This window comes from Pristimantibacillus sp. Z349TD_6, assembly GCF_056173205.1.
The window spans coordinates 967,721-980,960 of the sequence record NZ_CM149662.1; the positions used below are offsets into that span (position 1 = coordinate 967,721).

Annotated in this window: 10 protein-coding genes; 6 read left to right on the top strand and 4 right to left on the bottom strand. The window is 47.9% G+C overall.

Annotated elements, in window-relative coordinates; all coding sequences use genetic code 11:
• Positions 1-16 precede the first annotated feature (16 nt).
• Positions 17-1,885, top strand: a complete 1,869-nt coding sequence (locus AC0VYE_RS04195; protein WP_475446249.1) for a beta-L-arabinofuranosidase domain-containing protein — start codon at positions 17-19, stop codon at positions 1,883-1,885.
• A 20-nt stretch (positions 1,886-1,905) separates the two neighbouring features.
• Here AC0VYE_RS04195 and AC0VYE_RS04200 read toward each other — a convergent pair whose 3' ends face one another.
• The 4 genes from AC0VYE_RS04200 to trxB all read right to left on the bottom strand — a co-directional run bounded on the left by AC0VYE_RS04200 (position 1,906) and on the right by trxB (position 7,904).
• The gene (locus AC0VYE_RS04200) at positions 1,906-3,183 is read right to left on the bottom strand and encodes an MFS transporter (RefSeq protein ID WP_475446251.1); all 1,278 of its coding nucleotides are present in this window, start codon (positions 3,181-3,183) and stop codon (positions 1,906-1,908) included.
• Positions 3,184-3,304: 121 nt separating this feature from the next.
• Positions 3,305-4,234 (bottom strand): LacI family DNA-binding transcriptional regulator, encoded by a 930-nt coding sequence (locus AC0VYE_RS04205; protein ID WP_475449435.1) that lies wholly within the window; start codon positions 4,232-4,234, stop codon positions 3,305-3,307.
• 538 nt (positions 4,235-4,772) lie between these two features.
• Complete coding sequence (locus AC0VYE_RS04210; RefSeq protein WP_475446253.1) at positions 4,773-6,725, bottom strand: glycoside hydrolase family 13 protein; 1,953 nt, start codon at positions 6,723-6,725, stop codon at positions 4,773-4,775.
• Between the two features lie 237 nt (positions 6,726-6,962).
• Positions 6,963-7,904, bottom strand: coding sequence for a thioredoxin-disulfide reductase (gene trxB / locus AC0VYE_RS04215; protein WP_475449437.1), 942 nt, complete (start codon positions 7,902-7,904; stop codon positions 6,963-6,965).
• 155 nt (positions 7,905-8,059) lie between these two features.
• On the opposite strand from trxB, the gene AC0VYE_RS04220 reads away from it, so the two are divergent.
• The 5 genes from AC0VYE_RS04220 to araD all read left to right on the top strand — a co-directional run bounded on the left by AC0VYE_RS04220 (position 8,060) and on the right by araD (position 13,239).
• The gene (locus AC0VYE_RS04220) at positions 8,060-8,734 is read left to right on the top strand and encodes a response regulator transcription factor (RefSeq protein ID WP_076268851.1); all 675 of its coding nucleotides are present in this window, start codon (positions 8,060-8,062) and stop codon (positions 8,732-8,734) included.
• A complete protein-coding gene (locus tag AC0VYE_RS04225) occupies positions 8,731-10,122 on the top strand; it encodes a sensor histidine kinase (protein ID WP_083682137.1) in 1,392 nt (463 codons plus the stop codon). Before AC0VYE_RS04220 ends, AC0VYE_RS04225 begins: the two co-directional genes overlap by 4 nt.
• Before the next feature lie 124 nt (positions 10,123-10,246).
• Positions 10,247-11,125 (top strand): UTP--glucose-1-phosphate uridylyltransferase GalU, encoded by an 879-nt coding sequence (gene galU, locus AC0VYE_RS04230; protein ID WP_475446255.1) that lies wholly within the window; start codon positions 10,247-10,249, stop codon positions 11,123-11,125.
• A gap of 142 nt (positions 11,126-11,267) precedes the next feature.
• Complete coding sequence (locus tag AC0VYE_RS04235) at positions 11,268-12,380, top strand: GntR family transcriptional regulator (protein WP_076268853.1); 1,113 nt, start codon at positions 11,268-11,270, stop codon at positions 12,378-12,380.
• A gap of 163 nt (positions 12,381-12,543) precedes the next feature.
• Positions 12,544-13,239, top strand: coding sequence for an L-ribulose-5-phosphate 4-epimerase (gene araD, locus AC0VYE_RS04240; protein ID WP_475446257.1), 696 nt, complete (start codon positions 12,544-12,546; stop codon positions 13,237-13,239).
• Position 13,240: the final 1 nt, after the last annotated feature.

Sequence of the window (13,240 nt, forward strand, 5' to 3'; positions counted from 1 at the left end):
TAGAGGAGATGACCAATTGAGCGCTATATTTTTGAACCGTGCACCGCTTGCTTCGACCCCTTTTCAAGAACTGCCGCTTGGTGCGATTAAGCCGGACGGCTGGCTTAGAGACCAGCTGGAGATTCAAAGCGAGGGAATGACAGGGCATCTAGATGAATTTTGGCGTTATGTCGGGCCAAATAGCGGTTGGCTCGGAGGAGACGGAGACAGCTGGGAGAGAGGACCCTACTACTTGGACGGTCTACTTCCGCTTGCTTATCTCCTTGATGATGACAAGCTTAAGGCAAAAGTAAAGCCATGGATCGAATGGACGCTTGCAAGCGCACGCGAGGATGGGCAATTCGGGCCTGCCGCAAATGAAGATTGGTGGAGCCGAATGATTATGCTCAAGGTGCTGATTCAGCACGCTGAGTATACTGGTGATGAACGGGTAGAACCATTTTTGATGAACTATTTCAAATATCAGCTTGCGGAGCTGCCGAATCGTCCGCTGCAGGAATGGGCAGAGGCTAGAGGCGGCGAAAATCTCATCAGCATTTATTGGTTGTACAATCGCACCGGCGAGCCTTTCTTGCTTGAGCTCTCCCAATTGATTCAGGAGCAAACGCTGGACTGGGTAGGCTTATATGAAGACTATCCTTATTGGTCCTTACAGAAGGCATTTGATCACCGGGTTCATGTTGTTAACGTAGCAATGTCATTCAAGCAGCCAGCTCTCCGCTACATGCAATCAAAGGATAAGCGGCATATCGAAGCTGCATACAAAGGGATCTCAAGCGTGATGACTTACCATGGCCAAGTTAACGGCATGTTTTCTGGTGACGAGTGGCTTGCAGGAACCCATCCTAGCCAAGGCACGGAGCTGTGCTCTGTGGTGGAATATATGCATTCCTTAGAGCATCTGATTCGGATTACAGGCGATGGCTCCTTCGGTGATATTTTGGAGAAGGTTGCTTATAATGCACTGCCTGCCGCAATCAGCCCGGATTGGACCGTTCATCAATATGACCAGCAGGCTAACCAGATTATGTGTACGCATGCCAAACGCAATTGGACGGAAAACAACAATGAAGCCAATCTATTTGGCATTGAGCCGCATTTTGGCTGCTGCACCGCTAACATGCATCAAGGATGGCCGAAATACACGGCAAGATTGTGGATGGCAACAGAGGATGGCGGTTTGGCTGCAATCGCGTATGCTCCCTGTACGATCACAGCTGCCATCGACGCAAGTACCGATGTTTCCATACGTGTAGCAACGGAATATCCATTTAGAGAAACGATAACGATGACCGTGCATGTAAATCAGCCAGCTGAATTCCCGATTAAATTACGAATACCGGAATGGTGCAGCGCGCCGGTTCTGTTGATCAACGGACAACAACAGCCTGCTATGAACATCGAAAAAGGTTTTGCTGTGCTGCGGCAGGTTTGGAACGATGGCGATGAGCTGACTCTTCGGCTTCCAATGGAGGCACGCATGATCAGCAGATCTAACGGTGCGGTCGGTTTGCAGCGCGGAGCGCTTATGTTCGTTATCCCAATCAAGGAGCGCTGGCAGAAGCATCGCACATACGAGCCTTATCATGACTGGGAGATTTACCCGGAGTCGCCATGGAATTATGGAGTGAGTCTGAAGGAACTTGAACAGGGAAAACCTACTGTGGAAGCCGCAATGGTAAGGCAGCCCTTCGTAGCTGAGAACGCACCGATACGTTTGCGAATGAACGGTCGCCGGATCCCGCAATGGACCATGGAGCTTAACTCGGCTGGCACTCTGCCAATAGGGCCTGTTGCTAGCAAGGAACCCGAAGAAGAAATTACGCTCATCCCTTACGGCTGTGCGCGTCTACGGATCGCCGAGTTCCCAGTTATTCAATCTTAAAACGTTGTCAGTCTATTCCTTTAGTTGAAGTGACGCATTTCCTTCATATACATGTAGGAGATGCAGCCAATAATGAGCATTGCTGCGCCGCTTATCGCTATGATGACGGCAGGTCCGTGTATATCAGATAGAGTTGAGAATACGGCTAAGCCGACTGGCGGCGCAACGCTTGTTAGAGCACCGATGAGTCCAAATACTCTGCCTTGCATCGAAGGATCAATGGCTACCCGAAGTGCGATAAAGATGATCGTCGTACTGAAGGAGAAGAGGAAGCCAACGAGAAGGATAAGCGGCAATGCTGCAAATGCAGATGACATTAGCGATATGGCGATGAACATAGGACCCATAAGGATCATGCTTCCAATGATCCATTTTCCTCTGCCTTTTAACCTTGTATCGAGCTTAATAATTAGAATGGAGCCTACGACATAACCGAGTGGGATGCACGCCTCCATAAGTCCGAATACAAACGGTTTTGCATGCCATACATTGACGGCCATGACTTGAATGAGCATGAAGGTGGATAGAAAGAAGAACATAACTACTGGTAATAAAATAACGGCTGCTCTGGCAAATGGATTCGTCCATACGTATCGGAAGCCTGCTTTGAGATCCTCTTTAAAGGTGGTTTGCGCCTTCTCCGTATCTCTAGCCGCTGCATAGGGGAACTTGCCTGTGAAGAGCAGCAGCGCTGCTGAGAGCAGAAAAGTTACTGCATCGATAGCAATTGCAAATGCCCCGCCAAATGCAGCAACAGCGATACCTCCAAGAGCAAAGCCAGATATTCGGATGATGTTATCCGATATATTGATTACCCCAACAGCCTTGGCTATTTGTTCTTTATCAATAATTTCGACGAGCGAAGCTTGAAAGGCAGGCGTTCGAATAACCCCTGCAAATGCGACGATGGCAGTCAAAATAACGATAAAAATAAACGGTATATTAGGCAAGTACACAAGTACAGCGATGGCGCCGACGAGCACAAAACGGATAATATCTGTCACCCACATCAACGTGCGACGATCGGTGCGATCCGCAATCGTACCTGCAAAGGAACCGAACAGCATGCTGATTACGAGATGGGTAATGAGTACGACGGACATGAGCTTGGCGCTACCTGTCGTTTGCAGTACCCACAAGTTTAGCGCGATGCTATGAAAGGTATTGCCTAGCAGCGATAAGCTGTAGCTGGAGAACACGGCGATGAAATTACGGTTTTTCCACAGAGATGAAGCAGAACCTTCTTGCGGTTGAAGATTAGGTGCGCTGCCATTTGATTCTTTTGCTAATCCGAGCATAATATAACCTCCTATAAGAATGATTGACTTGGTTAATAATTAACTACAGATATTAAGGATATAGAGGACAACTTAATCGTTTAAGTTGATATAGAAAAAGCAGAGATTACTCTGCGATTACTTATTTATCAGCTTTTACAAGAACATATTTATTCGCAGGGCCAGACTTCGGATCTTTCAGCAGCTGCATCATAAGCTGGAAAGCTTCTTCTGGCTTGCGATCGCCAAACGATATCTTGGAAGCGGAAGCAGGGGCGATTTCCGGACAGCCTGCCGTACAAATGACGGTTAAGATTGTTGGATCAACATATTTAGCTGCTGAGATGGCGACAAATTCGTTCAGAATGATGCCGGTCCGATCCGAATTGTGTTCGAGGAATGCTTTTAAGTCATGCTCTTTATCCATAACGTGGATTTGATCGCGTCCTATTCGTGAATGAGTACAAATATGGTTAACCAGGTCAGCATTGTTGAAGCTGTCGATTATTAAAAAGCTCTCCTTAGGCTGTAAGAGCGATGCGAATGCATAAGTGAAAGCATCAGCATAATCATAATTAACCTTATAAAATAAGGGATCTTCAATCATGCTGTCCACAACGATTAAAGGGACGTCAGCGAAGAAGTGGCTTGAAATCAGGTGGAAGTTTTCCTCTTTAACATCAACAACAAATACGCCATCCAGCTTGCGTTCCGAGATAATATCAAGATTTGGGTTTAAGGCATCCAAGCTGAACAATACAACGTGGTAGCCGCGATCTGTCAGCAGCCGCTCCAGCCGATTAATAAACTGAGAATAACGGAACTGCTTCCAGAAGCCTTCATTTTCCGCTCTGTTAATCAGAATGCCAATCAATCCAGACTTTTGCTTGACCAGCGATCTGGCAGCAAGGTTGGGTACATAATTCAATTGCTTAGCTGCATCGAGGACACGGCATTTTGTTTCTTCAGGTATCGTCTGATTGGAGACATTGTTGAGTACATAACTGACAGTAGCTACAGATACTTGAGCAGCCTTAGCAATGTCCTTAAGCGTAGCTTTTTTAATGGGGATACAACTCCTTCAACCTTTTTAATACGATTGGTATCGTGAGAACTTGCTAAAGCTTGATAATGATTGTTGGATTATTAAATGGGAAATGGCATATTTAAAAGTAGTTACTTAATCGTTTAAGTAATTATTGCATGAATGCCAATTAGATGTCTAGACTCAATTTTCTAAACATTTCCTCAAACGCTTCTGAGGGTAACGAGTAGTAGTAATAGCTGTAAGCACTATACGTGCTTATTGAGCGAATTCGGCGTATGCGGTGGATAGAAAAGAGGCTGTAAGCACGTATGTGTTCTTACAGCGAGAAACTAGCTATGCTTACTGGTCTGTAAGCACAAATAGGTGCTTATTGAGCGAATTCGGCGTATGCGAAGGGTAGAAAAGAGGCTGTAAGCACGTATGTGTTCTTACAGCCGAGAAGTAGCTATGGTTACTGGTCTGTAAGCACAAATAGGTGCTTATTGAGCGAATTCGGACGTGTGAATCAACCCAAAAAAGGGCAGTCCGCGATTGGACTGCCTTAAGAAATCAAGTTTAGTGGTTACTCGGCAGACTGCTCTAAGATCACATAGCCGTAAGCCGGCAATGTGAATTGAAGTTTGCCGTCGTTGCTGCTTGCAACGGAAGAGCTTACTGCATATTTGCTAGTGTTTGATAACAATACTGACCAAGTTGATATGCCGTTATCGGTGATGACAGCTGTTGCAACCGAACTAGCATCAGCCTTAGCACTTTCGATCGAGGCAGCCACTGGGGATGCAGAAGCCTCGCTTACAGCAGTTGCAGCTGCAGCTGCTGGTTTCGCGAAGCCTCTAAAAGCAACAGCGTGAGGAGCAGCGTTGCAATCAGTCGGCTGAGCTTCAATTACGAAGCTCAAATCAGCAGCTTCGCCGCGAGCATTCATCGCGATAAGAAGCCGTTGGCTGCCTTCACGGCGCTCATAGACCAAGGTGCCATCTGCTGCGCCAACGTGCACGAAGCGAATATCGGCGCTGCGAAGCGCGCTGTACTTGTGGCGCAGTCCGATTGCGTCGGTATAGAACGTGAGCAATTCGCGGTTTTGCTCCTCTGGGTCCCACACCATGCATTTGCGACAGCCTGGATCGCCAGCGCCATTGATGCCTACCTCATCGCCATAATAAATACATGGGGTTCCAGGGAAGGTCAGCTGGAAGAGCGAAGAAAGCTTCATCGCATCGGTATTATCCTCGCAGATCGTAAGCAGACGAGGCGTATCATGGCTATCGAGCAGGTTGAAAGCCGATTCTGTTACCTGTTGCGGATACGCTGCAAGCTGCGCTCCAATCGCATGAGCGAAGTCAGAAGCATCAATCGTTTGATAAGCAAAGAAATCAAGAACTGCATTCGTGAAAGGGTAGTTCATAACCGCATCGAATTGATCACCCTGCAGCCACATCATCGAATCATGCCAAATCTCGCCCAAAATATAAGCGTCTTTATTCACTGCTTTTACCGTTTGACGGAATTCACGCCAAAACTGATGATCAACCTCATTGGCAACGTCCAATCTCCAGCCGTCAATTCCAATCTCCTCGATCCAGTAACGAGCTACCTCGAACAAATATTGCTTCACCTCAGGATGCTCGGTGTTCAGCTTTGGCATAAGCGGCTCAAATGCGAAGGTCTCGTACGTCGGAACGCCGTCCACCACTTGCAGCGGCCATTCCCGAACATAGAACCAATCCGCATATTTTGACTGCTGTCCGTTCTTCTGAGCATCGACGAATGGAGGGAAGGTTTTGCCTGAGTGATTGAATACCGCATCAAGCAAGACACGAATGCCGCGAGCGTGACAAGCATCAACCAATTCCTTTAACTTCTCATTTGTGCCAAAATGCGGATCAACCTTCATGTAGTCCTGTGTATCATACTTGTGATTGGTCGTTGCTTCGAACAGCGGAGTGAAATATACCGCATTAATGCCAAGTGCTGAAATATGATCCAAGTGATCAATTACACCCTGGAGGTCACCGCCAAAAAAGTTTTTTGGCGTAGGCTCGCCGCCCCAAGGCAGCACATTTTCAGGATTGATCGATGGATCGCCATTCGCGAAGCGTTCAGGGAATATTTGATAAAAGACAGCGTCCTTCACCCAAGCTGGCGGCTCAAATACATCGATTGGATTAATATATGGGAAATCAAAAAAAGAATTTGAGTTGTCAGGAAGTGTAAGCTCGATACCTTTATCCGAGAAAATAATCGCCTCATCTCCGCTTATTAAGCGGAACGCATAACGCAGCCTCCGAAAAGGAGGAATAACGGAAGTTTCCCAATAATCGAATCGTGCATCCGAAGTGAAAATATGCATAGGGACCGTTGTAATCGTTTGATCCCACGCGTACTTGTCGCCAACGATTGCTTCAACTACAGCAACATCGTCTTTTTTGGTACGCAAGCGGAGGTGCAGCGTCTTTCCGTCGTAGGCGTAAGCCCAGTTTTGCTTCGGTCTGTGATAAACAGCTTCTAATAACATGATTATCGCTCCTTCATGGATGATGTGAGAGAAGATATGGAAACACGAAAAAAGGCACAACCTCTCTGCTCATAATAAGCCGAGGTTGTACCTTCTCCCATAACACGTTCAGGCGCCGCTCACGCGAAGCATATTGCGAACAAATGGTTGCGGTAGCATTGCCTTTCTATTGTAAATCTCAACACTTTTATTATACATAATTTGCACGTATTGTACTAGTCTAGTTTTGAAAAAAAATTATGCATTAACCGTTTCATGCGCTAGCGATTCCAAGTAGCGCTCGCAATCCAGAGCAGCCATACAGCCGCTTCCAGCAGCGGTAATCGCTTGGCGGTAATTACGGTCTTGAACGTCGCCGCAAGCGTATACGCCTGGGATGTTCGTCTCGGAAGTGCCCGGCTTCACAATAATGTAGCCTTGCTCATCGGTGTCGATTTGACCGCCAAGGAAACCAGTATTAGGCGTGTGGCCGATCGTAATAAATACGCCGTCTGTTTCAAGCAATTCTTCCTCGCCCGTTTCATTATTGCGCACCTTCAACCCTTGCAAGCCCATGCCCGTTGCAGCAACTTCAAGCGGTGTACGGTTTAGGCTCCATACGATTTTGTCATTCGCACGAGCGCGATCCTGCATAATTTTTGATGCGCGCAGCTCATTGCGACGGTTAACTACTCTTACTTCGGAAGCGAAGCGAGTAAGGAACACGGCTTCTTCCATTGCGGAGTCGCCGCCGCCTACTACAATAATTTTTTTGCCGCGGAAGAAGAAGCCATCACAAGTTGCACATGTGCTTACGCCGCGACCGATATTTTCTTGCTCACCCGGAATGCCGAGGTATTTGGCTGAAGCGCCTGTAGAAATAATGATGGATTCGGCTTGCAGCTCGCCAATGCCTTCCACGTCAAGCGTGTAAGGGCGTTTGCTGAAGTCGACGCTTTTTACAGAGCCTGTTTTGAATTTTGCACCAAAACGCTGTGCCTGCTTGCGCATGTTGGACATTAGCTCGCTGCCCAAAATACCATCAGGGAAACCTGGGAAATTTTCAACTTCTGTTGTTGTTGTAAGCTGGCCGCCTGGCTGCCACCCTTCAATAACGAGAGGTTCCATGTTCGCGCGAGCCAAATAGATTGCAGCCGTCAATCCGGCAGGTCCTGTACCAATAATAATTGTTTTATGCATCATCTATATCCTCCATTCAAAATTCCGTTGAATAATAAATCCTACTTTAAAATTATTATAATGTAGATTTAAAGTCAATATCGTTCATGTAACGTTCATGTTGGTCATGTATGCTGAAATCATAACTACATAAGTCTAATTGGAGGAAGAACAAAATGCCCAAAATCGTAGTTGCAGACGACGATCCGAACATTCGCGAGCTGGTAGCTCTTTTCCTAAAAAGAGAAGGCTGTCAGGTCATTGAAGCTATAGATGGTATAGACGCATTAGAGAAGCTGGACGTGGTACGACCAGATCTTGCGATTATTGATGTAATGATGCCCCGCATGGACGGGTGGGCGCTTTGCGCGGAACTTCGAGCGAGCTATGATATTCCGCTGCTCATGCTGACTGCCAAGGGGGAAACCTCGCAAAAGGTGAGGGGGTTTGAGCTTGGTGCGGATGATTATATGGTCAAACCATTTGATCCGCCGGAGCTCATAGCCCGGGTTAAGGCACTGCTCAAAAGATACCGGATCACCGCTTCGCAGACGGTAGAGTTCGGCGATGTCCTCATGAATCGAACGGACTTCCATATGTCAGCTGGTGGCGAGAAAGTAACATTGCCGCCTAAAGAGTTCGAGCTGCTGTTCAAGCTGGCAAGCTATCCAGGCAAAACCTTTGCCCGTGATCATCTGATTGAACAAATATGGGGGATGGACTATGAAGGGGACGAGCGAACCGTTGATGTCCATATCAAAAGACTGCGGGATCGTTTTCCCGAGGAGCAATATCGTTTCCGTATCGTAACGATTCGCGGACTAGGGTATCGACTGGAGGTATGGTCATGATTCGCGGCCTTTACTTTCGAATTACGGCAACATTCCTCGTTATCGTTTTGATTAGCATCGGGGTCGCTTTTTTATTCACGAATCAAATGTTCAAGAGGGATGCAAGGGGGCAACTGCCCAATCAACTGGAGAAGTCGATTGCTCGCATTGAACAGCTTTATGCCGTCTCGAAGCCGGCAGATCTGCAGGCATTTTTGGAGGAGATCTCAAGCTTGCAAGGGCAGTCAATTGTCGCTATTAGCAGCTCTAACTATTTAGTAAGGGCTGGCGAGCGGAGCGAGCTGATTATGGAGCGGCTTACATTCGAGCAGCTAAGAAAGGTTTTCGGCGGCAGCTCTGTCAGACTGGATGTATACGCTAGCGAGGAGGTTAGCCCGCCTTCGCCGCCTGCTTTAGGGAAACTTGTGTCATTCGGCAATGAAAGATGGGCCTTGTTCGTTCAGCCGAATCGTTTTCCGCAAAATAGCAACTTCATATGGACGGCCGTCACGTTGCTCGTCACGCTGCTGCTCGTCGGAAGCGTACTTATTCTAATCGTAGCCCGTTATTTAGTGAGGCCTCTAAAAATGATGACGAACGCTGCGACGCGAATGTCACAGGGGGATTTCAGTGTACGGCTGCCCGCAAGACGCGGCGATGAGCTAGGTGAGCTTGCACAGGGCATGAACAAAATGGCGCTGAGCTTATCACAGCTTGAAATGATGCGTCAGGATTTTGTATCCAATGTCTCGCACGAAATGCAGTCTCCCCTTACGTCGATTGGCGGCTTCGCAGAAGCACTGCGCAGCGAGGAGGTTACTGGAGCTGAGCGGGAGCGATATATTAGCATCATCAAGCAAGAGAGCATGCGGCTTTCTCGGTTAAGTGAAAATTTGCTTAATTTAGCATCGCTCGACTCGCAGCAGCATCCTTTTCATCCGCAGCCGTATCGACTGGATCGTCAGCTTCGAGATGTGGTGCTTGCCTGCGAGCCGCAGTGGATGGCCAAGAGACAAACGGTTGAGCTGTTAATGGAGGAAACGGTGATTACTGCTGATCGTGATCAGCTTAATCAGGTATGGATGAATTTGCTTGCCAACAGCATGAAATTTACACCAGAGGACGGCAAAATCTTTTTGTCTTTGTCCGAACAGAATGGTTCCATTGTGGTCCGAATTACCGATACCGGAATAGGCGTTCATGAGGAGGATCGAGAGCGAATATTTGAGCGTTTTTATAAGGGTGATCTATCGAGGGATAGAAGCCAAGGCGGGAGCGGGCTTGGACTTTCGATCGCACAAACCATCATTCATATTCACGGCGGAACCATTGCGCTTGATCCAAGTGCGGACCAGCTTACTGGAGCAAGCTTTATGATTAAGCTCCCGTTTGCACGAGCAGCTGCTTAGTTATGGGACGAAGCTGGATAAAAGCGACAGTGGAAGCTTTTGAATACATGGAAAAACGAGGGTGAAACCGTTATGATAAAAGGAGCGATTGCATAGAAAGCAAAGAGCTGGGGGAGATGTGAGGGTGGAGAAGCGGATTCGGAAAGCGATCATTCCTGCTGGGGGATTAGGGACAAGGTTTTTGCCGGCTACGAAAGCGCAGCCGAAAGAAATGCTGCCTATTATCGATAAGCCTGCTATTCAATATATCGTAGAAGAGGCTGTGAATTCAGGCATCGAGAGTATCGTAATCGTCAGCGGACGCAACAAACGGGCGATCGAGGACCATTTTGACAAATCTGCCGAGCTCGAAATGGAGCTGGAAGCGCGCCACAACGAAGAAATGCTGGAGATGGTGCGGAAAATATCACAACTGGCGGATATTTATTATGTTCGTCAGAAGGAGCCGCTTGGCCTTGGCCATGCAGTGCTTTGCGCACGCCGCTTCATAGCGGACGAGCCGTTCGCGGTATTGCTCGGCGACGATATTTTGAAGGCTGATCCGCCTTGCTTGCGGCAAATGATGGATGTGTACGAGAGGGAACAGTCATCTGTTGTAGCTGTGATGGAGGTGCCGTGGGATCAGACGCATAAATATGGTATTGTTGATATTGAGCGGGATAAGCAGGTAGCGCGAGTACGCAACATTATTGAAAAGCCGGCGCAAGGACAAGCCCCGTCCAACTATGCGGTTGTTGGACGCTACGTCCTTGATCCTGTCATATTTGATCTGCTTGAGAAAGCGACGCCAGGCAAAGCTGGGGAAATTCAACTAACGGACAGCTTGCAGCAATTAAACCATAACTCTTCTTTAATGGCTTATCGGTTCGATGGTATTAGACATGATGTAGGCGACAAGCTTGGTTTTGTACAAGCTACGATTGATTTTGCATTAGAGCGCGCGGATCTAGGCGATGAGGTCAGAAAGTACATGCTGGAGAGGCTCAAGGAAACGCAGTTCTAACCCATGAGAAATGAAAGCCGCCTATGAGCGGCTTTTTATTTTGTCTCATGGCCGGTTCGATGGTTAGAGCTTGAGATCATGTACGTACAAGTTTCGCATATGATATACTACAGGAATACAACTAACGGAGTTGAGGTGTGAAGTGAAGGAACAGCAAACGCCCAAATATATGCAATTAAAGCAGGAAATCATATCCTGGATCGTCACAGCGCAGTTTAAGCCGCACGAGAAGCTGCCATCGGAGAATGAGATCGGCAAGCAATTCGAGATGAGCCGGCAAACGGTGCGCCAAGCGCTCGGTGATTTGGAGCAGGAGGGCTGGCTCTACCGCGTACAAGGGAAAGGGACGTTCGTGTCGGATCAGTCTGCGCCGGAGCGGAAAAACTCATCCCAAGGGATGACGATCGGGATGATTACGACCCATATATCAGATTATATATTCCCGACCATCGTCAGAGGCGTTGAATCGAGCTTGCGCGCTGTAGGGGCAAGACTTCTGCTGGCGAGCACGGATAATGAAAAGGATAAAGAAAAGGACAGCTTGGAGTCAATGCTGCGCGAGCCGCTGACCGGGCTCATTATTGAGCCGACGAAGAGCGCGGAGGGCAACCCGAACTTTAATTATTTTTTGGCGCTCGATGCGCTCAAAATTCCATACATTATGCTCAATGAGCGATACAGCGACGTGGATGCGCCATGCTTGCGCGTGGATGACGAGCTTGGCGGCTATCGTGCCGCAGAGCATTTAATTAAGCTCGGCCATACGCGAATCGCTGGTTTTTTTAAGACGGATGACTTTCAAGGCGTACACCGGATGCGCGGTTTTTTACGGGCTCATCGGGAGCAAGGGCACACGGTTCCGCCGGATTATTTGCTGCGCTATACGACGGAGGAGAAGCAGGACAAGCCGATGCAGGCCTTGTTTGCGATGCTGCAGCGTGAGCCGGATCAACGGCCGACCGCTATTATTTGCTATAACGATGAGCTGGCTGTAAAAATGCTTGATATCGTAAGGCAGGCTGGCTTAACGGTGCCTGAGGATCTTTCGATTGTCGGTTTTGATGATGCGAATCTGGCTACGGCAACTGAAGTGAAGCTGACTACCGTTGCACATCCAAAAACAGAAATGGGCACGGATGCGGTCGAATTACTGCTTAGTATGCTGGATAAGCAGCACCAGAGGCGACAAACGCAGGATAAAATATATGATCCGCAGCTCGTTGTACGTGATTCAACTAGACCGCCCCAAAGCTAAGCTGTTGTTGAACGGTTAATGCTTTTTAAATGAATGAATAAAAAAGACGTGACACACTTGTACGTACAACTTATAATAAAGCAAAGATATTCTATGGCGATGTCCGTATAAGTGAATGCGGATCAGCATAGAAATGTGAGCTTGAAGGGAGCGATAAGTGGTCATGTTAGAAGCATTGAAGCATGCGGTTTGGGAAGCGAATATGGATCTTCCGAAGTATGGATTGGTTACATTTACTTGGGGCAACGTCAGCGGTGTAGATAGAGAGTCTGGCTATGCGGTTATTAAGCCGAGCGGCGTTCCTTACGAGGAGTTAAAAGCCGAGCAGATGGTTGTCGTAGATTTGGAAGGCAATATGATTGAAGGAAATCTTCGACCTTCCTCGGACACGGCTACTCATGTGCTGCTCTACAAAGCGTTTCCTTCGATAGGCGGAATTGTACACACCCATTCGCCTTGGGCGACAAGCTGGGCACAGGCGGGGCGCTCTATTCCATCGCTTGGCACGACGCATGGCGACTATTTCTATGGCGAGGTGCCTTGCACACGCGCGATGACAGAAGCGGAAATCAACGGCGCATATGAGCTGGAAACGGGCAATGTCATCGTTGAAACCTTCAATAAAAACCATATCGATCCAAACCAAGTGCCTTCGGTGCTCGTAAACAGCCACGCTCCTTTTTGCTGGGGCAAAGACCCGCATAACGCCGTTCATAATGCGGTTGTGCTGGAGGAAGTGGCGAAGATGGCTCTTCATACGTATCAGCTTAACCCGAATGTTCAGCCGATGGATCAAGCTTTATTAGACCGACACTATTTACGCAAGCATGGAGCGAACGCCTACTATGGCCAAAAATAAG